The organism is Burkholderia sp. Tr-862 (assembly GCF_011753085.1).
GTDB lineage: Bacteria > Pseudomonadota > Gammaproteobacteria > Burkholderiales > Burkholderiaceae > Burkholderia > Burkholderia ambifaria.
In genome coordinates this window covers 77809-101852 of the sequence record NZ_VWWG01000006.1, presented here as the reverse complement: position 1 = coordinate 101852, position 24044 = coordinate 77809, and the positions used below count along the sequence as shown (strand labels likewise).

21 protein-coding genes are annotated in these 24044 nt (G+C 67.1%); 14 read left to right on the top strand and 7 right to left on the bottom strand.

All coding sequences use genetic code 11. The annotated features are described in order from the left end of the window. Positions 1–69: 69 nt before the first annotated feature. Entirely contained in the window at positions 70–1725 is a 1656-nt protein-coding gene (locus F3J14_RS03805) for an APC family permease (protein WP_166721843.1), read from the top strand. Positions 1726–1886: 161 nt separating this feature from the next. Here the strand turns inward: F3J14_RS03805 and purU are convergent, their stop codons facing one another. Both purU and F3J14_RS03795 read right to left on the bottom strand, forming a co-directional pair. Next, the gene (gene purU, locus F3J14_RS03800; RefSeq protein ID WP_012366727.1) at positions 1887–2771 is read right to left on the bottom strand and encodes a formyltetrahydrofolate deformylase; all 885 of its coding nucleotides are present in this window, start codon (positions 2769–2771) and stop codon (positions 1887–1889) included. A gap of 225 nt (positions 2772–2996) precedes the next feature. Continuing rightward, entirely contained in the window at positions 2997–3923 is a 927-nt protein-coding gene (locus F3J14_RS03795; RefSeq protein ID WP_166721842.1) for a LysR family transcriptional regulator, read from the bottom strand. 201 nt (positions 3924–4124) lie between these two features. On the opposite strand from F3J14_RS03795, the gene betC reads away from it, so the two are divergent. From betC to F3J14_RS03760, 7 genes are all read left to right on the top strand, one after another. Beyond that, a complete protein-coding gene (gene betC, locus F3J14_RS03790; RefSeq protein WP_166721841.1) occupies positions 4125–5660 on the top strand; it encodes a choline-sulfatase in 1536 nt (511 codons plus the stop codon). A gap of 44 nt (positions 5661–5704) precedes the next feature. Further along, the gene (gene choX, locus F3J14_RS03785; protein WP_011659458.1) at positions 5705–6673 is read left to right on the top strand and encodes a choline ABC transporter substrate-binding protein; all 969 of its coding nucleotides are present in this window, start codon (positions 5705–5707) and stop codon (positions 6671–6673) included. A gap of 256 nt (positions 6674–6929) precedes the next feature. After that, positions 6930–8069 (top strand): porin, encoded by a 1140-nt coding sequence (locus tag F3J14_RS03780; protein WP_166721840.1) that lies wholly within the window; start codon positions 6930–6932, stop codon positions 8067–8069. A 223-nt stretch (positions 8070–8292) separates the two neighbouring features. Further along, positions 8293–9543: an MFS transporter gene (locus F3J14_RS03775; protein WP_166721839.1), complete on the top strand. Its 1251-nt coding sequence runs from the start codon at positions 8293–8295 to the stop codon at positions 9541–9543. Positions 9544–10060: 517 nt separating this feature from the next. After that, positions 10061–12265, top strand: a complete 2205-nt coding sequence (locus tag F3J14_RS03770) for a TonB-dependent siderophore receptor (RefSeq protein WP_166721838.1) — start codon at positions 10061–10063, stop codon at positions 12263–12265. Between the two features lie 44 nt (positions 12266–12309). Next, complete coding sequence (locus F3J14_RS03765; RefSeq protein ID WP_166721837.1) at positions 12310–12993, top strand: Fe2+-dependent dioxygenase; 684 nt, start codon at positions 12310–12312, stop codon at positions 12991–12993. After that, positions 12990–13709, top strand: a complete 720-nt coding sequence (locus F3J14_RS03760) for a PepSY-associated TM helix domain-containing protein (protein WP_166721836.1) — start codon at positions 12990–12992, stop codon at positions 13707–13709. The genes F3J14_RS03765 and F3J14_RS03760 overlap by 4 nt, the downstream gene beginning before the upstream one ends. Positions 13710–13753: 44 nt before the next feature. On the opposite strand, the gene F3J14_RS03755 is transcribed toward F3J14_RS03760, so the two are convergent. The 5 genes from F3J14_RS03755 to F3J14_RS03735 form a co-directional block, all read right to left on the bottom strand. Then, complete coding sequence (locus tag F3J14_RS03755) at positions 13754–14122, bottom strand: YbjQ family protein (protein WP_166721835.1); 369 nt, start codon at positions 14120–14122, stop codon at positions 13754–13756. A gap of 118 nt (positions 14123–14240) precedes the next feature. Further along, entirely contained in the window at positions 14241–15494 is a 1254-nt protein-coding gene (locus F3J14_RS03750; RefSeq protein ID WP_166721834.1) for a M20/M25/M40 family metallo-hydrolase, read from the bottom strand. Positions 15495–15571: 77 nt separating this feature from the next. Then, positions 15572–17290 (bottom strand): M36 family metallopeptidase, encoded by a 1719-nt coding sequence (locus F3J14_RS03745; RefSeq protein ID WP_166721833.1) that lies wholly within the window; start codon positions 17288–17290, stop codon positions 15572–15574. A gap of 478 nt (positions 17291–17768) precedes the next feature. Continuing rightward, positions 17769–18713 (bottom strand): GlxA family transcriptional regulator, encoded by a 945-nt coding sequence (locus F3J14_RS03740; RefSeq protein WP_166721832.1) that lies wholly within the window; start codon positions 18711–18713, stop codon positions 17769–17771. Positions 18714–18849: 136 nt separating this feature from the next. Further along, positions 18850–19812, bottom strand: a complete 963-nt coding sequence (locus F3J14_RS03735; protein WP_166721831.1) for a helix-turn-helix domain-containing protein — start codon at positions 19810–19812, stop codon at positions 18850–18852. A gap of 241 nt (positions 19813–20053) precedes the next feature. On the opposite strand from F3J14_RS03735, the gene F3J14_RS03730 reads away from it, so the two are divergent. The 6 genes from F3J14_RS03730 to F3J14_RS03705 are packed head-to-tail and all read left to right on the top strand — an operon-like array spanning position 20054 to position 24017. After that, the gene (locus F3J14_RS03730) at positions 20054–21211 is read left to right on the top strand and encodes an amine dehydrogenase large subunit (RefSeq protein ID WP_166721830.1); all 1158 of its coding nucleotides are present in this window, start codon (positions 20054–20056) and stop codon (positions 21209–21211) included. Positions 21212–21218: 7 nt separating this feature from the next. Next, on the top strand, positions 21219–21773 hold the full coding sequence (locus tag F3J14_RS03725) for a MauE/DoxX family redox-associated membrane protein (protein ID WP_166721829.1): 555 nt from the start codon (positions 21219–21221) through the stop codon (positions 21771–21773). Further along, positions 21770–22405 carry a methylamine dehydrogenase accessory protein MauD gene (gene mauD, locus F3J14_RS03720; protein WP_166721828.1) on the top strand — a complete coding sequence of 212 codons (636 nt, stop codon included), beginning with the start codon at positions 21770–21772 and terminating at the stop codon, positions 22403–22405. Before F3J14_RS03725 ends, mauD begins: the two co-directional genes overlap by 4 nt. Positions 22406–22444: 39 nt before the next feature. After that, complete coding sequence (locus F3J14_RS03715; RefSeq protein ID WP_006749522.1) at positions 22445–22990, top strand: methylamine dehydrogenase light chain; 546 nt, start codon at positions 22445–22447, stop codon at positions 22988–22990. Then, positions 22987–23487 (top strand): cytochrome c, encoded by a 501-nt coding sequence (locus F3J14_RS03710; RefSeq protein WP_166721827.1) that lies wholly within the window; start codon positions 22987–22989, stop codon positions 23485–23487. Before F3J14_RS03715 ends, F3J14_RS03710 begins: the two co-directional genes overlap by 4 nt. Continuing rightward, complete coding sequence (locus F3J14_RS03705; protein WP_166721826.1) at positions 23484–24017, top strand: cytochrome c; 534 nt, start codon at positions 23484–23486, stop codon at positions 24015–24017. The genes F3J14_RS03710 and F3J14_RS03705 overlap by 4 nt, the downstream gene beginning before the upstream one ends. Positions 24018–24044: the final 27 nt, after the last annotated feature.

Below are 24044 nucleotides of genomic sequence, written 5' to 3'. Positions count from 1 at the left end.
GATTCTGCAAGAAACGGCGTAAGTTGTTACACTACGGCCCTTGTGCGGAGTCATCTCAGGAGGCAATGGATGAGTCAGGCAGGACTGCGTGCTAATCGCACCAGTGACGTTGAGGCAACCATCTCACATGATTCGACGGGCCACACGCTGCATCGTGGCCTGACTTGGAAAGACGCATTCTGGGTAACGAGCGGCGTGCCGGCAGGCGTGCTGTTCACGATCGGCGGCGTATGCGCGACGATCGGCCAGCCCGCGTGGGCGATCTGGATCGCCGCGATCACGATGGGGCTGATTCAAAGCGCGACTTATGCGGAAATATCCGGGCTATTTCCCCATAAATCGGGCGGCGCGTCCGTGTATGGCGCGATCGGCTGGGTCCGTTACAGCAAGCTGATCGCCCCGGTGTCCGTGTGGTGCAACTGGCTCGCGTGGTCGCCGATGCTCGCGCTCGGCTGCGGCCTCGCGGCGAGCTATGCGCTCACGAGTCTCTTTCCCGCCGATGCGGCGGTGCTGCACTGGCAGCTCAAGATCGCGGATCTCGGTTTCATCAAGCCGGGTCTTTCCCTGCGAATCAACGCGACGTTCATCATCGCGACGATTCTGCTTCTCATCACGTTCAAGCTTCAGCACAGCGGCGCGTCGAAGGCTGCGCGCACGCAGCGCATTCTCGGCATCGCATCGCTCACGCCGCTGCTGATCGTCGGCATCGTGCCGTTCGTCACCGGCGACGTGCCGATGTCGAACCTGCTCCCGCTGCTGCCGCTCGGTCACGACGCGCATGGCAACCTCACGACCGCGACGTTCGGCTCGTGGAACGGGCAGGGCGTCACGATGGCGCTCGGCGCGATGTTCATGGCCGGCTGGGCGTCGTACGGCTTCGAGACAGCCGTCTGCTACACGCGCGAATTCCGCGATCCGCGTCGCGACACCGCGAAGGCGATCTTCTGGTCGGGCGCGCTGTGTCTCGTCGTGATGACGCTCGTGCCGATGGCGTTCCAGGGCGCGCTCGGCACGCAGGCGATGCTCGATCCGGCGATCGGCGACGGCACCGGTGTCGCGGCCGCGATGGCGAGGATCGTCGGCGGCGGCGCGTGGGTCGCGAATGCGGTCGTCGTGATGCTGATGCTGTCGATCCTGCTGATCGTGATGACGTCGATGATGGGTTCGTCGCGCACGCTGTACCAGGCATCGGTCGACGGCTGGCTGCCGAAGTACCTGTCGCACGTGAACGAGCACGGCTCGCCCACGCGCGCGATGTGGACCGATCTCGGCTTCAACCTCGTGTTGCTGATGATGTCGGACTACATGACGGTGCTGTCGATCTCGAACGTCTGCTACATGCTGTTCGTATTCCTGAATCTTCAGTCGGGCTGGATCCACCGGATGGATCGCGGCAACTGGGATCGGCCGTTCCGCTGCCCGACCTGGCTGCTCGTCGCTGGTTCGATTTGCGGCTACGCGAACCTCGTCTATGTCGGCGCGGGCGCGAACCTGCAGGGCGACGGCACGCTGCGCAACGGGCTGATCGCGATGCTGCTGATCGTGCCGGTGTTCCTGTTCCGCCACTACTGGCAGGATCGCGGCCGCTTCCCCGCGCAGATGCAGCGCGACATGGAACTCGAAGTGCCGAAGCGCGCGATGTGGCTGAACCTGATGCCGTATGCGGCGTTGCTCGGCGCGGGCCTCACGATCTGGCTGTCGTACTACTTCGCGTGGGTGAAGTAAGCGCCTGACGGGCACGCGCCCGCGCGACGAATCCGGCTACCGTACCGGGCCGTCGCGCGAAGCGTCGAACGCCAGACGATAAAAAACCGACCGGCAGGCGCCGGTCGGTTTTTTTTGTTTGCTCGCCGCCCGACGAGCGCGGCGCCAGGCGCGCGACGCGCTTACGGAAACACCACCGTGCGATCGCCGTTCAGGAACACGCGGCGCTCGATGAACGCCTTCACCGCGCGCGCGAGCGTGATGCATTCGACGTCGCGACCGACCGCCAGCAACTGCTCGGGGCGCAGCGCGTGATCGACACGTTCGACCACCTGCTCGATGATCGGGCCTTCGTCGAGATCGTCGGTCACGAAGTGCGCGGTTGCGCCGATCAGCTTCACGCCGCGCGCATGCGCCTGGTGATACGGCTTCGCGCCCTTGAAGCCGGGCAGGAACGAATGGTGGATGTTGATCGCGCGGTTCGCGAGCTTCGCGCTCGTTTCCTGCGACAGCACCTGCATGTAGCGCGCGAGGATCACGAGCTCGGCGCCGCTCGACTCGAGGAAGTCGAGCCACTGCGCTTCCTGCTGCGCCTTGGTGTCGGGCGTGATCGGAAAATGGCGGAACGGCAGGCCGTGCTGCGCGGCGAGCGGCTCGAAGTCGGGATGGTTCGACACGATGCCGACGATGTCCATCTTCAGCTCGCCCATCCGCCAGCGGAACAGCAGGTCCGCGAGGCAGTGCTCGAGCTTCGACACCATGATCAGCACCTTCGGGCGCGCGTTCACGTCGTGGATCGCCCACTGCGTGTCGCCGTCGCGGCCGCCGAGCTCGGCCGCGATCGGCCCGAACTCCTGGCGCAGCGCGTCGATCTGCAGCGTCTCATCCGTCGGATGAAACACGCAGCGCACGAAGAAGTGGTTGCTGAGATCGTCGTCGAACACGTTCAACGCATCGACATAGCAGCGATGGCGCTCGAGAAAGCCGACGACGGCGGCGACCTGGCCGGCCGCGCTCGGGCACGACAGCGTCAGGACGAATTGATCGGGGCGTGAGTCGGCGGTCATGAGGTTCCTCGGATGTCAGGGGGCGCGAACCCGCGCGGCGGCGCACCGGGCGCCAAGGCTACGCGGGTAGCGGGAGGCTCAAGTAAATCAGGACGATTTGGGCGCGGATAGAACCAACCCGCCGTGTGGCTGGTATCGGCACGCCAGCGCGGCCGGGTGGGGCGGTCGGTCAGGCGGCGCGGTTGTCGGGTGGTTGCGGGTGGTGGACGGGCGTCAGGCAGCCCGTCACGCGCACGCGCACGCGTCGAGCAGCCAGCGCCGGAACACGTGGGTCGCGTCCGGCTCGGGCCGCTGCGGCGGCCGCACGAGGAAATAGCCGCGCGACGTCACGACGGGGGCGTCGACGAGCTTCACGAGCTGCCCGGACGCGACGAGCTCGTCGACGAGCGGCGACCAGCCGAGCGCGACGCCTTCGCCGAGGAGTGCCGCATGGATCACCAGCGCATAGCTGTTGAAGGTCACGCCGCGCGCGGCGGCCGGCGCGTCGAGGCCGTGCGCGTCGAACCAGCCGGCCCACGACAGCCAGCGCTCGGGGCGCGTCGGCTGCACGTGCAGCAGCGGCAGCGCATGCAGGTGGTCGGGCCGCGCGACGTCCGGGTGCGCGGCGCGGAATGCGGGCGAGCAGACGGGCGTGACGGATTCGGGAAAGAGCCGGGCGGCCGTGCACGACGGCCAGTGGCCGTCGCCGAACAGGATCGCGATGTCGGCGTGGTCGCGCTGCGCGTCGTAATCCTGTGACGTGACGACCCGCACGTCGACGTCCGGCATCACGCGCTTGAGCCCCGCGAGGCGCGGCATCAGCCAGTAGGTCGCGAAGCCGAAATCCGTGACGATCGTGAGCGCGCCGTGCTCGCGGCGCGCGCGCAGCGTCGCGGTGGCGCCGCGCAGCGTGTCGAGGCTCACCCGCACGGCTTCGTACAGGCACTGGCCGTCGCTCGTCAGCGTGACGCCGCGCGGGCTGCGCTCGAACAGCGGCACGCCGAGCTCCGCCTCGAGCTGGAACACCTGCTGGCTCACGGCCGGCTGCGTCGAGCCGAGCTCGCGCGCGGCGGCCGTGAAGCTCTGGAGACGGGCGGCCGATTCGAACGCGCGCAGCGCCTGCATCGACGGTAACGCTTCGGATTTCGACATAAGTCTCTCTAATGGCCCCATAAGGGCCGGACACCTTCCCGTCCGAATTCGGGCGGGGGATAGTGCTTTGGACGGCACGGCGCCGCGCCGGTCCTTCCGCGATTCTAGCCAGTCGCGGCCGGTGCGCGCGGGACTTTCTGCAGGCCGCGTCCGTCATGCCGGCTGCGTCGCCGCACGAGCGTCGCGCCGTTCCGTTCGAACACCGATTTCCCCACGACCGCGATGACGAACCCGACTCCCAACATCCTGATCCTGATGGCCGACCAGCTGACGCCGTTCGCGCTGCCGGCCTACGGCAACCGCGTCGCGCGCACGCCGACGCTCGACCGTCTCGCCGCGCAAGGCGTGGTGTTCGACGCCGCGTATTGCGCGAGCCCGCTGTGCGCGCCGTCGCGCTTCTCGCTGCTGACCGGCAAGCTGCCGTCGGGTATCGGCGCCTACGATAACGCTGCCGAATTGCCGGCGCAAACGCTGACGTTCGCGCACTACCTGCGCGCGGGCGGCTACCGCACGATGCTGTCCGGCAAGATGCATTTCTGCGGACCCGACCAGCTGCACGGTTTCGAGGAGCGGCTCACGACCGACATCTATCCGGCCGACTTCGGCTGGGTGCCCGACTGGGACCACCCGACCGAGCGGCCGAGCTGGTATCACAACATGAGCTCGGTGCTGGAGGCCGGCCCGTGCGTGCGCACGAACCAGCTCGACTTCGACGACGAGGTCACGTTCGCGGCCAAGCAGAAGCTGTACGACGTCGCGCGCGAGCGTGCGGCCGGGCACGACGCGCGGCCGTTCTGCATGGTCGTGTCGCTGACCCATCCGCACGATCCGTATGCAATCACGCGCGAATACTGGGATCTGTACAGCGACGACGAGATCGACATGCCGGCCGTGCGGCTCGATGCCGAGCAGAGCGATCCGCATTCGCAGCGGCTGCGCTTCGTCTGCGAAAACGATCGCACGCCGCCGACCGACGCGCAGATCCGCGCCGCGCGCCGCGCGTACTACGGCGCGACGTCGTACGTCGACGCGCAGTTCGGCAGCGTGCTGGCCGCGCTCGAGCAATGCGGGTTCGCCGACGACACGATCGTGATCGTCACGTCCGACCACGGCGACATGCTCGGCGAGCGCGGGCTCTGGTACAAGATGACGTTCTTCGAAGGCGGCTGCCGCGTACCGCTGATCGTCCACGCGCCGGGCCGCTTCGACGCCGCGCGCGTGCGCGGTCCCGTGTCGCACCTCGACCTGCTGCCGACGCTCGTCGACCTGACCGGTGCGGCGCCCGCCGGAGGCTGGCCCGACCCGGTCGACGGCGCGAGCCTCGTGCCGCATCTGCAAGGCGCACCCGCGCACGACGTCGCGCTGGGCGAATACCTCGCGGAAGGGGCGGTCGCGCCGGTCGTGATGATCCGCCGCGGCGACTGGAAGTACGTGCATTGCCCGGCCGACCCCGACCAGCTCTACCACCTCGCCGACGATCCGCGCGAGCGCACGAACCTGGCCGGCCTGCCCGAAGCCGCCGACGTGCTCGCCGCGTTCCGCGCGGAGGCCGCGCAGCGCTGGAACCTGCGGGAACTCGACGCGCAGGTGCGCGCGAGCCAGCGGCGGCGCCGCTTCCATTACGCGGCGACGACGCAGGGCCGCATCCAGGCGTGGGACTGGCAGCCGTTCACCGATGCGAGCCAGCGCTACATGCGCAATCACATCGAACTCGATACGCTCGAAGCGATGGCGCGCTTTCCGCGCGTCGGGCGCTGAACGATCCGCACACGATCATTGACGAACGACGAAGGAGACGCACCATGAAACGGCAATCCCATGCAGCAATCCGCAGGCTCGGCACGGCACTCGCCGCGGCCGCATGCGTGCTGGCGACGCAGCCCGCGCACGCCGCCGATCCGCAGACGTGTCGCGACGTGAAGATGGCGGCGCCCGGCTGGACGGACATCGACGCGACCAACGCGATGGCCGGCGTCGTGCTGAAGGCGCTCGGCTACCGGCAGGACGTCGCGAACCTGTCGGTGCCGATCACGTACCAGGGCTTGAAGAAAGGGCAGGTCGACGTGTTCCTCGGCAACTGGATGCCCGCGCAGGCACCGCTCGTGAAGCCGTTCGTCGATGAGAAGTCGATCGACGTGCTGCACGCGAACCTGAGCGGCGCGAAGTTCACGCTGGCCGTGCCCGACTACGTCGCGGCCGCGGGCGTGCACACGTTCGCCGATCTCGCGCGCTATGCCGACCGCTTCGGCGACAAGATCTACGGGATCGAGCCCGGCGCGCCCGCGAACCAGAACATCAAGCGGATGCTGTCCGACCATGCGCTCGGCCCGGCGAACTGGTCGCTCGTCGAATCGAGCGAGACGGGCATGCTCACGCAGGTCGAACGGGCGGTGCGAGACAAGCGCTGGATCGTCTTTCTCGCGTGGGAGCCGCACCTGATGAACACCAAGTTCCACCTGACCTACCTGTCGGGCGGCGACGCGTATTTCGGCCCGAACTACGGCGGCGCGACGGTCAACACGGTGACGCGTCCGGGCTTTGCCGGCCAGTGCGCGAACCTCGCGCGCCTGTTCCGGCAGATGACGTTCTCCGTCGACGTCGAGAACCGGATCATCGCCGACATGCTCGACCACAAGACCTCGCCCGCGCTCGCGGCGCAGCACGTGCTGAAGGCCGACCCGGCACTCGTCGAGGGTTGGCTGGACGGCGTGACGACCGCGTCCGGCACACCGGCGCTGCCGGCCGTGCGCGCGGCGCTCGACGCCCGCTGATCTGCCTCCGGGCGGCCGGTTTTTGCCGCGCCGCCCGTCTCCGTGTTTTCCCGACCAGTCGCATCGAGACCATTTGGTGTCGCCTTCAGACGGGTGGCCCGAAATATGGGTTTGTATTTTTCGCCAATGGCTACGTTATTGCGGAAAACGAAATACCGAAGCTAGCAGACGTACCGAATTCGAATCAGCCGGCGTATTGCGGCGCGCGCCAGGCCACGGTTCTTTCCATCGAACGGTTCAGGGAGGGTGGTCGACAATGAAGCAAAAGAAAGTTGCCGTAGCCGCTGCGCTTGCATGCGCGGCCTGTATTCCCGCCATCGGCCACGCGCAGAGCAGCGTGACGCTGTACGGGATTCTCGACGCGGGCATCACCTACGTGAACAACACGGGCGGGTCGCATGTGGTCAAGTTCGACGACGGCGTCGCATACGGGAACCGTTTCGGCCTGAAAGGCACGGAAGATCTCGGCGGCGGCCTGAAGGCCGTGTTCACGATCGAGAGCGGTTTCCACCTCGGCAACGGGCAGCTCGGCTTCGGCGGGGCGGAGTTCGGTCGGCAGGCTTATGTCGGTCTGCAGAACGACTGGGGCACACTGTCGTTCGGCAACCAGCTCGACATCACCAACGAGCTCGTGTCGATCTACAACATCTCCGCCTGGGGCAGCGGCTACGCGATCCACCAGGGCGACTTCGACCGCTTCAACGGCGACCGCCTGCCGAACTCGGTCAAATTCCTGTCGAACGACCTGAGCGGCTTCAAGTTCGGCGCGATGTACTCGTTCGGCAACGTCGCCGGCAACTTCCACCGCAATAGCGCATGGAGCGCGGGCGCGAGCTACACGAAGGGCGACTTCTCGATCGGCGCCGCGTACACGCGCCTGAACAACCCGAACGGCATCTACGCGTTCGACCCGTACGCGATGATCGGCACGCATACGTTCCTCGGCCAGCAGACCGTCACCGTCGATCCGGCGACCGGCGCGCGCACCGACCTGTTCGCGAACACCGCGATGGATGTCGACAGCCAGGGCACGTTCGGCGTCGGCACGAGCTACACGATCGGCAAGCTGACGCTCGACGCGAACTACTCGTACACGACGATCAAGGGCTTCGGCCAGTCGTCGCACATGCAGGTGTACGAAGGTGGCGGCCTGTATCAGTTCACGCCGGCGCTGAGCTTCATCGCGGGCTACCAGCACACGCGCTTCGAAGGCCACCACTGGAACCAGGGCACGGCCGGCCTGCACTACCTGCTGTCGAAGCGCACCGACGTGTACATCTCCGGCGATTACCTGCGCGCGTCGCACGGTGTCGATGCGGTGGTCGGCTACAGCTTCACGCCGTCGACCACGCAGACGCAGGCCGACGTGCGGATCGGGATGCGGCATTCTTTCTGAGTGGGGTAGATCTTTCGACGTCTTCAGCGAGGTCTCTCTTTGGCGCGAACCGCGGTTCGCGCTTTTTTTTGTGGGGCGGCGGCGTGCAGCGTGCGCCGGTGTCGCCGGCGCGGGGCGGGGCGGGCGTGCGGCTGGGGCGGGGCGGAGCGGTTGGCGATATCATCGCGGTTTGGCCGCATCGCGCATCGCCGATCGCCCGCTCCCCTCCGATGACGCCTTCTCGATGACCACCCCGTTACCCGAATCCAGCACCGCATCCGCGTTACCCGCCAACCTGTTCCGCCACGCACCGTTCCAGCGCTTCTGGGGCACGCGCGTGATGTCGTCGCTGGCGTTCCAGATCCTGTCGGTCGCGATCGGCTGGTATGTCTATTCGCTCACGCACAGCGCGTTCGCGCTCGGTCTCGTCGGCCTCGCGCAGTTCGTGCCGATGTTCGCGCTGACGCTCGTCGTCGGGCAGGTGGCCGACCGCTACGACCGCCGGCGCATCGCGACGATCTGCCAGAGCGTCGAAGCGCTGGCCGCCGGCGTGTTCCTGTTCGGCGCGGCGAAAGGCGGGCTCACCGAACCGGCCGTGTATGCGCTCGCGGCGATCGTCGGCACCGCGCGCGCGTTCGAATCGCCGTCGGTGTCGTCGTTGCTGCCGGCCGTCGTGCCGCGCAGCGACCTGCCGCGCGCGACCGCGCTGTCGACGTCCGCGAACCAGGCAGCGCAGATTCTCGGGCCCGCGTTCGGCGGGCTGCTGTATGGCATCGGTGCGCCCGCCGCGTTCGGCACGAGCGTGGTCGCGTTCGCGATCGCCGCGGTGCTGAGCGGCACGATTCCGCTGCGCAGCGCGCCGCCGGCACGCGAGCCGGTCACGCTGCGTTCGGTGTTCTCGGGCATCGCGTTCATCCGGCGCGAACCGGCGATCCTCGGCGCGCTGTCGCTCGACCTGTTCGCGGTGCTGTTCGGCGGCGCGACCGCGCTGCTGCCGATCTACGCACGCGACATCCTGCAGGTCGGACCGTGGGGGCTCGGCGCGTTGCGCGCGGCGCCGGCGGTCGGCGCGCTTGCGGGTACGCTGTGGCTCACGCGTTTTCCGCTGAAGGGGCGGCCGGGCCGCGCGATGTTCGGCGGCGTGATCGCATTCGGCATCGCGACGATCGTGTTCGGGCTGTCGAGGCATTTCGCGGTGTCGCTCATCGCGCTGGCGGCGTTGGGCGCGTCGGACGTGGTGAGCGTCGTCGTGCGCCTGTCGCTCGTCCAATTGCGGACGCCCGACGACATGCTCGGGCGCGTGAGCGCGGTCAACTCGTTGTTCATCGGCACGTCGAACCAGCTCGGCGAATTCGAATCGGGCGTGACGGCTGCATGGTGGGGCGCGCCGGCGGCGATCGTGGTCGGCGGCGCGGCGACGATCGCCGTGGCGCTCACGTGGATGCGCCTGTTTCCGACCTTGCGAAACATGACGTCGCTGGAACGCGATCATTGAGCAGCCGCGCTTACTGCAATCATTTCAAAATGCTTTCTTGTTTCAATCAAATACCGAACGGAATTCGGCTCGGATAATCGTCTGATTAATCAATTGGCCCACTGTCGTTTTCGGTTGGACCGAAGCGTCAGCCAGTTCGACGAGGCCCGAAAACGAAAAGGGGCCATTCCGTCAATGCCTTGCCGCACAAGGCCTCGGGCGGTATTCGGCCAATGAAACAGCGGATTTTAATTACGAAAACCCTGCTGACAATTACATATAACTTTCCGTAATTTTCTGAAACATAGTGCTTTCGTATGACGAAGCGGTTATCAATTGAAACCAAAAGAAATACATGGAATGATACCGATTCTCATTTCCGTGACCGGTGCGGCGACTGCCGCCGGTGACTCGTCAACCCTAGCCAGCTAGTGCCGTCGGCCTGATCGCCGGTGGCCCGCAAGCCATCGCATCCGTGCCTCGTGCGCGCGCATCGGCGCGTGTCCACGCGGGGCGGTTTCATTCCGACTGGATTTCCATGCTGAACAGGACCCCGTTCGCGAGCGCGCTCGCGCTGGCCTTTGCTTTGCCTATCGCTTCGCCCGCACTCGCTCAGAGCACGAGCGCCGAATCGTCGCCGGCCGTCGCCGCGAAACCGGGCGATGCGCCGCCGGCTGCCGCCGCCGCGCGCGAGACGCTGCCGACGATCAGCGTGTCGGGGCAGGCCGTGCAACAGGACTTCCAGGCCGAGCGCTCGACCGTCGGCGCGAAAACCCCGACCGCGTTGCGCGACATTCCGCAGTCGGTCACGGTGATCAACAAGGCGCTGATGGAGTCGCAAGGACTCACGTCGTTCCAGGACGCGCTGCGCAATGCGCCGGGCATCACGATCGGCGGCGCGGAAGGCGGGCAGATCGGCAACAACATCAACCTGCGCGGCTTCACCGCGCAGAACGACATCTATCTCGACGGCTTTCGTGACCGCAACCAGTACTACCGCGACACGTTCGACCTCGATTCGGTCGAGGTGCTGTATGGCCCGTCGTCGATGCTGTTCGGGCGCGGTTCGACGGGCGGCGTGATCAACCAGGTGTCGAAGAAGGCGAACCTGAAGCCGTCGGCCGAGGTGTCGACGACGATCGGCACCGACGACCGCTACCGCACGAGCGTCGACCTGAACCGGCCGCTGGGCGCGACGTCGGCGTTCCGCATCAACGCGTTCGGCCAGTCGCTTGGCTCGACGCGCGACGTGATGAAGAACAAGGACTACGGGATCGCACCGGAGCTGCGCTTCGGTATCGGCACGCCGACCGAGGTGACGCTGTCCGCGCTGATCCAGCACAACTACGACATGCCGGACTACGGCGTGCTCGCGGTCAACGGCCATCCGGCGCCGGTGCCGAAGAACACCTTCTACGGCCTCACCGACGACCGCACGATCCAGGACGTGCAGACCGTGTCCGCACGCATCGATCATCGCGTCAACGATGCGCTGACGATCAGCAACCGCACGTCGTTCTCGCACTCGATGACCGATGCGCGCGAGACGGCCGCGAACGCGGTGCTGAGCGGGCCGCTGTCGTCGAGCACCGCGCTGACGAACGGCAACTACACGTCGTTGCCGATGTCGGCGCTGTACGTGAAGCTCGCGAGCCACGACCGCGTGATCGAAAACCATTCGGTCGACAACGACACGATGGCGCATTTCAAGTTCGACACGGGCTTCGTGAAGCACGACCTGATCGCCGGTGTGGAGGTCGGCCACGACAGCTACACGAACCAGGCGTACACGCGCAGCGGTCTGCCGATCCTGTCGCTGATCAACCCGGCCTACCTGGCGTCGACGCCGACCAACGCGACGCAGACGCCGGCCAACCACGCCGAATCGGGCGCGACCACGCTCGCGGCGTACATGAACGACACGGTGTCGATCGGCCGTGACTGGAAATTCGTCGGCGGGCTGCGCTGGGATCGCTTCCAGGCGCATCTCGCGAACACGGTGAGCGCGCCCGGCTATACGTCGCAGACGAACTATTTCACGAGCGTGCGGGCCGGCGTGATCTACCAGCCGACCGAATCGCAGTCCTACTACTTCTCGTACGGCACGTCGTTCAACCCGTCGCTCGAGACGCTGACCGTCACGAACAACACGCAGAACCTGTCGCCCGAACACACGAAGTCGTACGAGGTCGGCGGCAAGTGGGATCTGCTGAACGACAACCTGTCGGTCACGTCGGCGCTGTTCCAGCAGGAGAAGAGCAACGCGCGCACGCAGACGTCGACGGGTGAATACCTGCTCGAAGGCGACATTCGCGTGCGCGGCTTCCAGGCGAGCGTGACGGGTCACATCACGCCGAAGTGGCAGGTGTTCGGCAGCTACACGTACATGAACGGCGTGATCCTGAGCGCGCGCGACGGCACGCAGGGCAAGACGCTCGCGAATACGCCGCGCAACACGTTCACGCTGTGGACCACGTATGCGTTCACGCCGCACTGGGAGATCGGCGGCGGCCCGACGTACATGTCGGGACGCTACGCGGCGAACACGGACTACGTGCAGGTGGGCGGCTACACGCGCTGGGATGCGACGGCCGCGTATCACGCGAAGCAGTGGGACCTGCGCCTGAACCTGCTGAACCTGACCAACAAGTTCTATTACGATGCGCTGATCCAGTCGGACGGCGGCCGTGCGGTGCCGGGCGTCGGGCGCACGTTCCTCGCGACGTTCGACTACCGGTTCTGAGCGACACGCACGCCGCCGCGCCATTCGATGAAAGAGGGGAAACGATGCTTGTACACATCCCGAACGTGCTGACGCCCGAGCAAGTGAGCATGGTGCGCGACCGGCTCGACCGCGCGGGCGACGCGTGGGTCGACGGCCGTGCGACGGCCGGCTATACGGGCGCGCCGGTCAAGCGCAACCAGCAGATCGCCGAGCATTCGCCGGTCGCACGCGAGCTGGGCGACGTGATCCTCGCCGCGCTCGAGCGCAATCCGCTGTTCATCAGCGCGGCGCTGCCGAACCAGGTCTATCCGCCGCTGTTCAACCGCTACGAAGGCGGGATGACGTTCGGCAGTCACGTCGACGGCGCGGTGCGCGTGCTGCCGAACGGCGTGAAGCTGCGCACCGATGTGTCCGTCACGCTGTTCCTGTCGGCGCCCGACGAATACGACGGCGGCGAACTCGTGATCGAGGACGCGTACGGCGTGCAGCAGGTCAAGCTGCCGGCGGGCGACATGATCGTCTATCCGGCGACGAGCCTGCACCAGGTCACGCCGGTCACGCGCGGCGTGCGCGTCGCGAGCTTCTTCTGGGTGCAGAGCCTCGTGCGCAGCGATGCGCAGCGCGCGCTGCTGTTCGACATGGACACCGCGATCCAGCGGCTCAACGCGAGCGGCGCCGATGCGCAGGCGTGCCGCAGCCTGGTCGGCTGTTATCACAATCTTTTGAGAATCTGGAGCGAAACGTGAGCGTTGCCGATCCCATTGAAATCGATACGGCGCCCGTGTCGCCCGCGTCACGCATTGCGTCGGGCGCGCGTCCGGCCGGCGCCGGCGGCACGCGATCGAGCCGCGGTACGTTCATCAAGTGGCTGCGCAAGGTGCACGGCTGGATCGGCCTGTGGGGCGCTGCGCTCGGCCTGCTGTTCGGTGCGACGGGGTTCCTGCTGAATCACCGCGCGCCGCCGCTGCGGATCCAGACCGGTGCGCCGCATGTGGAGACGTTGCGGCTCGACGTGCCCGACCCGGAACCCGCTTCGCCGCTCGCGCTCGCGCAATGGTTGCGCGGGCAACCGGATCTGCATTTGCCGGAACGGATGGGGCGCGTGCAGAAGGAACCCGAGCATCCGGTCGCATGGGGCGACCGCGAGACCGTGCAGCCCGAGCACTGGCAGCTCGTGTTCGCGTCGCCGCGTGAAAGCGTCGCCGTCGACTACTGGGTCGGCAGCGACACGATGACGCTCAAGCGCACCGACAACACCACGCTCGCGTGGCTGACGAACCTGCACAAGGGCGTCGGGATGAGCATCGGCTGGGTGCTGCTCGTCGACACGCTCGCGGGCGCGTTGATCCTGCTGTCGCTGACGGGCGTGCTGTTGTGGACCGAACTGAACAAGCGCAAGACGATCGGCGCGGTGCTCGTGATCGGGTCGATCGTCGCGATCGTGTGTGCGGCCGGCGCCTAACGGGTAACGCGCGGGTGACGCGCGGGTGACGCCCGGGTTGACGCTCAGGCGCCGGCGTCGCGCGTGACCTGCACGGCCGTGCCGTAGCAGATGACTTCCGTGATGCCCGATCCGATCTCGGTCGAATCGTAGCGCATCGCGACGATCGCATTCGCGCCGAGCTTGCGCGCATCCGCGAGCATCTTGTCGAACGCCTGCTGGCGCGCCTTCTCGCACAGCGACGTATAGAGCGTGATGTTGCCGCCGAAGATGGTCTGCAGCGCCGCGCCGAACGAGCCGACGATCGAGCGCGAACGCACGACGATGCCCTGTGCGACGCCGAGCGAGCGCGCCGTCGTATGGCCGGCCAGGTCGAACGCGGTCGTGACGCGCTCGGGCGTGAGATCGCCGAGTGAGCGGGAGAAATCGGTCATGGCGGGGCACGGTGGTGCGGAAGTGATCGAACGACGATTCTATCCGGAACCGGAAACGCGTTCGAACGGGCGCGCATGCCACGCGCGCCCGGTGCGGCCCGAGCCGGCCGAGGCGCGGTCAGGGTTTGACAGCCGCGCTGCCGTCGCCGCCGAGATCGACCGCATATGCGAGCGCCAGCTTGCCGAACTTCAGCGCGTGGTTCGCCTGCCGATCCGAATTCTCCAGCGTGTCGTTCACGGTGTGGATGTAGGGACTGTCGTTCTGGTCAGCCTCGAACGGGAACGACGCCGGATAGCCCTGCGCATTCCACGACGCGTGATCCGAGCACGCATACCCGCACTGCGACGTGCCGATCGCGAGTTCCGGCAGGTAGGTCTTCGCCAGGTTCGTCAGGTAGGTGTTCTGCGCGGCGTTCGTGTAGTCGGTGATCAGGTAGATGTCTTTCGGATCGCCCTTGTAGTTCGTCATGTCGAGTTGCAGCACGCCGATCACGTTCGCATTCTGCGCGCGGAACTGCTTCGCGATCGCCTTCGAGCCGAGCAGGCCGGCCTCCTCGGCCGCGTATCCGACGAACTTGATCGTCCGCTTCGGCCGATAGTCGTTCGCGAGCAGTACTCGCAGCGCTTCGGTCAGGCTGGCGATGCCGGAAGCATCGTCGTCCGCGCCGGGCGAGCGCGTGTTTTCCGTCGTGCGGCCGACCGTCGAATCGAGGTGGCCGCCCAGCACGACCGTGCCCGCGGCCGGATCGCTACCGCGAATCGTCAGGATCACCGATTTTTGCGGGAAGCCCGTATGCGCGAACTGTTCGACGGTGATGTCGGCGCGCGAGCCCGCCAGTTGCTTCCACTGCAGCGCGAGCCAGTCGGACGCGGCAACGCCATGCGACGTCGTGTAATAGCGGTTCGTGAAGCCGGACAGCGACGTGATCGTGCCGACGATGTTGCTGGCCTGCAGTTGCTGGATCCAGGTCCCGATCCGCGGCGCGTTCGACACCGTGTAGGCGGGCAGGGCGGCCTGCTTCGCGACCGCCGCCGATACCGGCCGCAAGGCCTGGCGCGCGTCGTCGAACGAGTCGTGCACGATGTAGCCGGGCCCGTGGCCGCGCGCACGGTGTACCGCGTGGGCCAGCTCGCCGAGCCGGGAATCGTCGATCTCGACGATATGCACGGTTTCGCGGCGCACGGCGCCGTCGGCCGCCCGGCCGGCGTCGAGCGCCGTGCTGTATTGCGCGGTTGCGCTTGCATCGATGCGTTGAAGCTGTCGGAACGCGGTGTCGCCGAGCGTGATCCACACGGGCGCGGCCTGTGCGGCGGCGCTCAGCAGCATGCCGCCCAGCGCGGCGCTCAGGCGGGTCAATGTCAGAGTAGGCATGTTCGATCTCGTGAGGGTAGCGATGTCGAGAAAAAGGGCGCGCCGCAGGTCGTGCGGCGCCCCCGCCTGCTGCGGAATTACGACTTCTGCGGTACGGTCACGCCGTACGTGCAGCTCTTGTTGTACGCATTGCCGATCGCCGTGAGCTGCGCGCTGCTGTAGCCGAGCGCGGCCGCGGCCGTCAGCACGGCCTGCGCGGCCGCCTTCTGGTTCGTCGAGCTGTTGGTCATCGACAGCCCCTTCAGGAACGCCTTGTCCATCGCCTGCGCGCCGATCGCGTCGCGCGCGACGAGGTTGCACGAAGCCCAGTACTGGCCGGCGGTATGGATCTCCGCGCCACGTGCCTGCGCGTAGGTGCGCCCGACGTTCCAGTTCGTCACGCGGCCGCCCCAGTATTCGTTGTGGCCGTCCCAGTTGTAGACCCAGTGATACTGCGCGTCCGACGGGCTCCACTGATTGAAGTCGCGGCTGTACGCGGCGGCGAGATAATCGCCCGTGCCTTCCGACAGGCCTTCCTGTTGCGACAGGCCGCCGTTGGTCACCCAGTCGTGGATGCCGTGGCCGAGTTCGTGGATCACGACGTCCGCATCTTCCGCGTCGTCGACGCCGCCCTGACCGAAGGTCAGCCGGCCGCTGCTCGACGAGTACGACGAGTTGTCGTCGCCCGATTCGCCGTGCGGGTCGTACTGCACGCCGCCCGTGTACTGGTACGGCAGCGCCTTGATGCCGAGCGTCTGGTTCACGTAGCGCAGGAACGTGTCGATGTGGTAGTACACGTTCACCGCTTCGAAATACAGGTTGCCGCGCGTGAATTCGAACGCCGGCGTCGCCTGCGCCGGGCACGCGTTGTCGCGTGGCGCATCGAAATCGACGCACGACGCATACGGGCCCGACAGCGTGTAGCGCGAGCCCGACTGCGCGAGATCCTTCAGCGTCACGCGCACGCGCGCGGCCGTGAGCTGCGTGGAATCGACGTCGTTGTTGTCCTTGTAGCCCGTGCTGCCGTAGCTGCTTTTCGTCGAAGACAGCGGATCCGGCCGGAACACGAAACCGGTGCCGTCGGTCGCATAGAACGCCTTGTCCTCGGCGCGCAGCACTTCGCCGCTGCCCGCGTCGATCAGCAGTTCCCAGTCGCCCTTCGGGCCGTCCTGCGGGCGGCCGCGTACCTTCCACGCGGTATGCGTGCCGGCCTTGTCGACGAACGCGACGAGTTGCGCATCGAGGTGCGTGAAGCCGCTTACGCCGAGATACGAGCGGGCACGGTCGAGCGCCTGCTGCTGGTCGACCGCCTGCGCCTTGCGCGCGGTGGCGATCACGCCGCTGATCGTGTTGCTCGCGACGTACAGGATGCGGCCGTCCTTCGCGACGGTCACCGCGATCTCGCTGCCGTACACGGGCAGCCCGGCCGCCTGCTGCTGGAAGCGCACGACGGTGAAGTCGGCGTCGTTGCGCTCCGACGTCACCACGAGGCTCGCCAGCGCGGCCGCGTCGAGCCCGAGCTGCGTCGCCTGCGACGCGACGAAGTCGCGTGCGGTGGCGGCGGGCGTGGCGGCCGCCTTCTTCGCGTGATACGCGGGGTTGTACAGCGTGACGGCGACGCCGTCGGCGCGGAACTGCCCGGCGGCCGTATCGGTCTTGGCGGCGGCCGGCGCCGATGCGACGCCGCGTGTCAGGCTTTCGCGCAGGCTCGACGCCTGCGGGTTCGCGACCTTGGAATCGGCCGCGCTGCCGCCGACGATGCCGAAACCGAGCGCGAGACCCAGGGCGAGCGGCAATGCTTTGCGTGATGTCTGCATACGTGATCCTCATCTCAACGGTTGGACACGCCCGCGCGCTTGTGGCGAGCAGGCACGACACGGCCCGCGCGCCGGCTCGATGGAACCGGTGCGGCGAAGCGGTGCTGGGAGCATCGACTGACTAAGGACGACTAAGCGTCAGGTCGAAACGAATCGGGAAGGAGTGGCGGCGGGGAAGCGAACGGAAGGCAGGTGCGGCGACGGCGAAGCGAGCATCGTCATGTCATACCCCTCGGATCGGCATTGATATCGGTTTGGCAGCCTGCGTGGCGCGACGTGCGCGGCCCCGGGCTCTCATCTCCTTAGGGCTGCCTATCTAATTGCGAGGTATGTTACAGAACATTTTCAGCGATATTGCAAATTATTTTCGAAGGCTGCTTCGGTCCGTCGATCATTCGTCGGCATTGTTCAGCGAATGGCGGCAAACGCAGCCGGCGCGCGCAATAGCGCGCCGGATTGTACGCAAAAGCAGCGCCGTTCAGCGCGTCGCGCGGCGGTCGCTGCGCGGGCTCACGCCGAATCGCGAGCGGTACGTGCGCGAGAAATGCGACGGCGATTCGAAGCCGCACGCGACGCACACCGACGTGATGCTCATGTCGGTCTGCTGCAGCAGCTCGCGCGCACGGTCGAGGCGCAGGTTCAGGTAGAAGTGCGTCGGCGTGTCGTTCAGCGTCGCGCTGAACAGCCGTTCGAGCTGGCGCCGCGTGACCGATACCTCCTGCGCGAGGGCGTCGGAGCCGAGCGGGCTCTCCATGTGCCGCTGCATCGTGCCGATCACCTGGATCAGCTTGCGGTTGTGCACGCCGTAGCGCGCGGCGATCTCGAGCCGCTGGCTGTCCGAACGCTGCCGGATGCGGCTGACGACGAACTGCTCGGAGATCGCCGCCGCGAGCTCGGCGCCATGCCGTCGGCCGATCAGGTCGAGCATCATGTCGATCGACGCGGTGCCGCCCGCGCAGGTGATGCGCCGCTCGCCGATTTCGAACAGCTCCTGCGTCACGTTCAGGCCCGGGTAGCGTTCGCGGAACGCGGCAAGCGCTTCCCAGTGCAGCGTGAGCGTTTGCGATGCGTCGAACAGCCCGGCTTCCGCGAGCACGAAGCTGCCGGTATCGATGCCGCCGAGCGTCGCGCCATGGCGATTCTGGCGGCGCAGCCAGTCGGCGAGCGCGCGGTCGTAGCACACGAGCGGATCGAAGCCCGCGACCACGAACACCGTCTCGACCTGCGCGACGTCCGCGCACGCGGCTTCGGCCGCGACCGGGATGCCGTTGCTCGCGGCGACGGGCGCGCCGTCCGCGCTGATTACGTGCCAGCGGTACAGCTCGGTGCGAAACCGGTTCGCGACGCGCAACGGTTCGACCGCGGACATGAAGCCGAGCGCGGAGAAGCCGGGCAGCAACAGGAAATGGAAATCCTCTGGCATCGGGGCGTGGGGTGGAATCGGGTGGGCGTCGCGCACCGCGCGGCACGGTGCCGCGAGCGGCCGGGCAGGTGCACACCGCGCCCGGCTCGCGGGAGCCGAACGTTCAACATGGGATTATCGCGGGTTTTGCGGGCGGTCAGCGCGTTTTTGCGCCGCGCACCGTCCGGCGCGCCGTCGTCGAAGGCAGTTCGCCGAACTGGGCCTTGTAGGCGTTCGCAAAATGCCCGAGGTGGATGAACCCCCAGCGCGCGGCCGCTTCGCTGATCGGCAGGTCGGACTGCCGCGTGTCGAGCAGCAGGCGCCGCACCTGCGCGAGGCGCAGCGAGCGCGTGTAGTTCAGCGGGCCAGTTTGCGCGACCGACTGGAAGCTGTTCTGCATCGTGCGCCGGCTCACGCGCAGTTGCGTGCACAGGCTCAGGATGTCGACGGGCGCCTCCGGGTGCTCGATCACGTAGTCGTGCACGCGGCGCACGATGTCGGCGTGGCACGCATGGGTGAGACGGTTCGGCGGCTCCGGCATCCGGTACGTGAGGAGATCGACGAGCACGTTGCCGACTTCGCCGCGCAATTCGGACTGCGCGCGCGCCGCGTCGAACGTATCGGGTGCCGACAGCACGCGCTCGAGCAGCGTCGCGAGCTGGACGCTCGCGCGTTCGCGCGCGGTGACCGGCACATCGACGACGCCGCGCCGCAGCGCGCGCTCGTCGAGCCGGACATCGGCGGCATCCTCGATCTGCTGCATCAGCGTGGAATCGACGACCACGCCGATCAGCGACATGTCGTCCGGTGAATGGAGTTCGAAAGGCGCGCCGCCGCGCGCCATCACGATCGTGCCGCGCTCCATGCGCGCATCGCCGAATGCGAAGGTGCCCGAGCCGGTGAGCGGCATCCCGAACACCGTGTGTCCGGGCGGCAGGCGCCCGCGCTGGATGATGCGCACGTTCGCCGTTTCCTGGAACAGCTGTACGCCGTCGAGCACCGCGTGCTTGACCGCACTGCGATACGAGCCGGAGCCGATCTGGTCGTAACGCTGATCCCAGCCGCGCAGCGCCTCGGCATGCCGGTCTGCGTCGTCGAACATCTGGTGAAACACGAGCACGGCGCCTCCGGTGGTCGTTCGGACCGCGCAAGATTAAACCGACCGCACGGTCGGCGCAATACGGACGAGCGCTATTCCAGCGCGGGTTTTTGAGGGGTCGGAAGGTGTCGACCCGCGGTGCCTTTCAGGCGGTTTTCCAATGTCCCGAATCGGCACGCACGCGTTGCCGGTCCGGGTGCTGAACCGATTTATTGTCGAACTACAGTCGCCCCACATAACGTGAATCCCAACTGGAGGCGACATGAGAGCAAGGCGACGCACCGCGTTTTTCGCGGCGACGCTGGCGTTCGCGGCGGCGTGGGCCGGGCGCGCAGACGCAACGGAAAAGCCCGAGGAACTCGTCGTGCAAAAGATGCCGCCGTGGCATCCGCACGAGGTGTACGTCGTCGACATCGCGATGCCGACGATGACCGACGGGCGCATCTACGTGTACGACGCCGACGCGAAGAAGCTGCTCGGGCAGATCGACGGCGGCTTCGCGCCCGGCCTCGCGATCTCGCCCGACCACAAGACGAGCTTCATCGCGACGACCTATTTCTCGCGCGGCTCGCACGGCACGCGCACCGACGTCGTCGAGATGACCGACAACACGACGCTCGATCACAGCGGCGAGATCGTGATTCCGGCGAAGCACGGGCAGCACGTGCCGTCGCCGTACAACACCGCGTTCAGCGCGGACGGCAAGCGGCTGTACGTCGCGAACATCACGCCGGCCGCGTCGGTGACGGTGATCGACGCCGTGTCGAAGAAGGTGCTGTCGGAGATCGACACCGCGGCATGCGTGCTCGCGTATCCGTCGGGGAACGACCGCTTCACCGCGCTGTGCGAAAGCGGCAAGGCGCTGACCGTCACGCTCGACGCGAACGGCAAGGAGATGAAGCGCACGATGTCCGATGCGTTCATCGATGTCGACAACGATCCGGCCTTCATCAACGCGTCGCGCTACAACGGCGGCTATCTGTTCACGACGTATCACGGCCACGTGCGCAGTGCCGATTTCAGCGGCGACAAGCCGGCATTCGGCAAGCCGTGGTCGTTGCTGACCGACGCCGAGCGCGCCGAAGGCTGGCGCCCGGGCGGCATGCAGCAGACGGCCGTGCAGGTGAAGCAGCATCGCTACTACGTGCTGATGCACAAGGGCGGCGACGGCACGCACAAGGATCCCGGCACGCAGGTGTGGGTCTACGACCTGAAGACGAAACAGCGCGTCGCGCGCTGGGATCTCGCGCAGCAGAAGGTCGATCCGCTCGTGTCGATCCAGATCAGCGAGGACGACAAGCCGCTGTTCTACGGGCTGACGGGCACGTCCGACCTCGTCGTGATGGACGCGCGCACCGGCAAGCGGCAGCACGTCGAGAAGCAGATCGGCAGTACGTCGACGCTGCTCGTGAACCCGTGAGGCCGCGATGACGCTCGATCCCGTACTCGCCACCAGCGCGCAAGCCGGCGCGGCCGTCGTCGTGCTGCTCGGCGCCTTCGCGAAGGTGCGCCGGCCGACGGCGTTCCGGCAAGCGCTCGCCGGCTATCGCCTGCTGCCCGATGCGCTCACCGCGCCCGCCGCGTTCGCGATTCCGCTCGCGGAAGCGGCCTGCGCCGCGGCGCTGCTGTTTCCCGATACGCGCATGACCGGCGCGCTCGGCCTGATCGCGTTGCTGCTCGTCTTCGCGGCCGGCATGACGATCAACATCCTGCGCGGCCACACCGACATCGACTGCGGGTGTTCCGGCTTTGCCGCCGCGCGCGCGGATGCGCCGCGCGGCATCGGCTGGCTGCATGTCGCGCGCGTGCTGCTGCTCGTCGCGCTGGCCGCGACCGCGCTCGTCGAGCCGGGCGGCCGCGCGATCGTATGGTTCGACTACCTGACGCTGTTCTCTTCCGTGCTGCTGATCGTCTGCGCGCTGCTCACCGTCGACGTGCTGCTCGCCAACGTACCTCGCCTTTCCCACCTGAGGAATTCATGATGCAAACCGCTCTCACCGTTTCCACCGCGTTGCTGTGGATCGCCGTCCTCGCGCTCGGCGCGATCTGCCTCGCGCTCGTGCGCCAGATCGGCATCCTGTACGAACGCATCATGCCGGCCGGCGCATTGATGATCGACAAGGGCCCGGCAGTCGGCGCGATCGCGCCGACGTTCGAGCTGACCGACATTCGCGGTTCGCGGATCAAGGTCGGCGGCATCGATGCGGCGGGCAAGGCGACGCTGCTGTTCTTCCTGTCGCCGACGTGCCCGGTCTGCAAGAAGCTGCTGCCGCTGTTGCCGTCGCTGCTGGCGAGCGAATCGACGCCGGTGAACATCGTGCTCGCGAGCGACGGCGAGCTCGACGAACACACGCGCTTCGCGCAGAAGCACGACCTCGCGCGCTTCCCGTACGTGCTGTCGCAGGAGCTGGGCCTCGCGTATCAGATCGGCAAGCTGCCGTACGCGGTGCTGCTCGACGACACCGGCACCGTGCGTGCAAAGGGGCTCGTCAACACGCGCGAGCATCTCGAGAGCCTGTTCGAAGCGAAGGAGCGGGGCGTTGCATCGCTGCAGCAGTTCGTCCATGGCGATCACGGCCACGGCGGTCACGAAGAGCACGCGCAGCACGCGTGATCGGCCGACCCTCTTTCAACGTCAACGGAGAACAACCCCATGGGCCTGTTTGATTCATGGTTCGAACGATCGGCGCGCGGCGTCGCGCAGCATAGTTCGCGGCGCAGCGCGATGGCGAGGCTCGGCAAGGTGCTGGTGGGCTCGGCGATGCTGCCGCTGCTGCCCGTCGATCGCACTGCGTATGCGGCCGACGCGGCGTCGGGCGCGTCGGCGGCTTCCGGCGCCGCTGCGTCGGGCGCGAGCGACGATCCGATGAGCTGCGATTACTGGAAGTACTGCGCGATCGACGGCTGGCTGTGCAGCTGCTGCGGCGGCACGTCGAGCAGCTGCCCGCCGGGCACGACGCCGTCGCCGATCACGTGGATCGGCACGTGCCGCAATCCGCACGACGGTTCGGACTACATCGTGTCGTACAACGACTGCTGCGGCAAGACGTCGTGCGGCAAGTGCTTCTGCAACCGCAACGAGCGCGAGAAGCCGCTGTACAAGCTGTCGCTGAACAACGACATCAACTGGTGCATGGCGAACGGCAATTCGAATTACCACTGTTCGGTTTCGGTCCTGCTGGGGGCGGCAAAGCAATGAAAGTAATGCAAGCTGGAAAGATCGTTGTCGCATGCGTGGCGGCTGTTGCGGGGTTTGCGTTGCCCGGTTTTGCCGGTGCGCAGCAGGCCGTCCATTACCCGGCGGGCAAGAGCCTGTTCGACGCGCAGTGCGCGGTGTGCCACCAGGCCGGCGGCAAGGGGCAGGACGGCCTCGCGCCGCCGCTGACCGAGTACCCGGGCAAGTACGCGACGGCCGACGCGGGCCGCGCGCAACTCGTCGCGACGCTGTTGCACGGGATGTTCGGCGAGATCAACGTGCACGACAAGCGTTACAACTTCAAGATGCCGTCGTTCGCGAGCGCAAGCGATGACGACATCGCGAACGTGCTCAACTACGTCGTGTTCGATCTCAACGACAAGCACGGCGACGCGAAGCCGTTCACGGCGGCCGACATTCGCGCGGCGCGTGCGAAGGAGATGGACGGCACGGCCGTTCACGCGCAACGTGCCGTCGTGACGAAGGGGCTCGGGCTGTGAATGCCGTGTGCATTCGGCGGCGTGGCGGCCGGCGTGCGGCGGCGTGGCCGATCGGGACGTTCATCGCACGCCGTCTGCTTTCGTTGCCGACGGTGGTCGCGGCCACCGCGTGTGCGATTGCGGTACCTGCACATGCCGACGGCGCGGCCGACGCGACGCTCGCGCGACAGCACTGGGTGCTCAACTGCATGGGCTGCCACACGGCGACGGGCGGCGGCATTCCGGGCAAGGTGCCGCCGCTTGCGAACTCGCTCGGTTATTTCACGCATCTGCCGGCGGGGCGCGAGTACGTGATGCGCGTGCCGGGTGCATCGAATTCGGCGCTGTCGGACCAGGATCTCGCCGACGTGCTCAACTGGGTGCTCACGACGATGAACCGCGAGGCGCTGCCGCGCGATTTCAAGCCTTATACGGCAGCCGAAGTCGCCGCGCATCGACGGCCGGCGTTTTCCGACGTCGCGACGGTGCGTGCCGGGTTGGTTCGCGCGCTGCGGGAGCGCGGGATCGACGGTGTGTCCGACCGGTACTGATTGTGCGCGCGATAGCGTTGTGCCGAT

What these genes read in the sequence shown, in the direction of transcription:
- F3J14_RS03805 (WP_166721843.1), top strand. Translation starts at nt 70, where the DNA reads ATGAGTCAGGCAGGACTGCGTGCTAATCGCACCAGTGACGTTGAGGCA.
- purU (WP_012366727.1), bottom strand. Translation starts at nt 2,771, where the DNA reads ATGACCGCCGACTCACGCCCCGATCAATTCGTCCTGACGCTGTCGTGC.
- F3J14_RS03795 (WP_166721842.1), bottom strand. Translation starts at nt 3,923, where the DNA reads ATGGGGCCATTAGAGAGACTTATGTCGAAATCCGAAGCGTTACCGTCG.
- betC (WP_166721841.1), top strand. Translation starts at nt 4,125, where the DNA reads ATGACGAACCCGACTCCCAACATCCTGATCCTGATGGCCGACCAGCTG.
- choX (WP_011659458.1), top strand. Translation starts at nt 5,705, where the DNA reads ATGAAACGGCAATCCCATGCAGCAATCCGCAGGCTCGGCACGGCACTC.
- F3J14_RS03780 (WP_166721840.1), top strand. Translation starts at nt 6,930, where the DNA reads ATGAAGCAAAAGAAAGTTGCCGTAGCCGCTGCGCTTGCATGCGCGGCC.
- F3J14_RS03775 (WP_166721839.1), top strand. Translation starts at nt 8,293, where the DNA reads ATGACCACCCCGTTACCCGAATCCAGCACCGCATCCGCGTTACCCGCC.
- F3J14_RS03770 (WP_166721838.1), top strand. Translation starts at nt 10,061, where the DNA reads ATGCTGAACAGGACCCCGTTCGCGAGCGCGCTCGCGCTGGCCTTTGCT.
- F3J14_RS03765 (WP_166721837.1), top strand. Translation starts at nt 12,310, where the DNA reads ATGCTTGTACACATCCCGAACGTGCTGACGCCCGAGCAAGTGAGCATG.
- F3J14_RS03755 (WP_166721835.1), bottom strand. Translation starts at nt 14,122, where the DNA reads ATGACCGATTTCTCCCGCTCACTCGGCGATCTCACGCCCGAGCGCGTC.
- F3J14_RS03750 (WP_166721834.1), bottom strand. Translation starts at nt 15,494, where the DNA reads ATGCCTACTCTGACATTGACCCGCCTGAGCGCCGCGCTGGGCGGCATG.
- F3J14_RS03745 (WP_166721833.1), bottom strand. Translation starts at nt 17,290, where the DNA reads ATGCAGACATCACGCAAAGCATTGCCGCTCGCCCTGGGTCTCGCGCTC.
- F3J14_RS03740 (WP_166721832.1), bottom strand. Translation starts at nt 18,713, where the DNA reads ATGCCAGAGGATTTCCATTTCCTGTTGCTGCCCGGCTTCTCCGCGCTC.
- F3J14_RS03730 (WP_166721830.1), top strand. Translation starts at nt 20,054, where the DNA reads ATGAGAGCAAGGCGACGCACCGCGTTTTTCGCGGCGACGCTGGCGTTC.
- F3J14_RS03725 (WP_166721829.1), top strand. Translation starts at nt 21,219, where the DNA reads ATGACGCTCGATCCCGTACTCGCCACCAGCGCGCAAGCCGGCGCGGCC.
- mauD (WP_166721828.1), top strand. Translation starts at nt 21,770, where the DNA reads ATGATGCAAACCGCTCTCACCGTTTCCACCGCGTTGCTGTGGATCGCC.
- F3J14_RS03715 (WP_006749522.1), top strand. Translation starts at nt 22,445, where the DNA reads ATGGGCCTGTTTGATTCATGGTTCGAACGATCGGCGCGCGGCGTCGCG.
- F3J14_RS03710 (WP_166721827.1), top strand. Translation starts at nt 22,987, where the DNA reads ATGAAAGTAATGCAAGCTGGAAAGATCGTTGTCGCATGCGTGGCGGCT.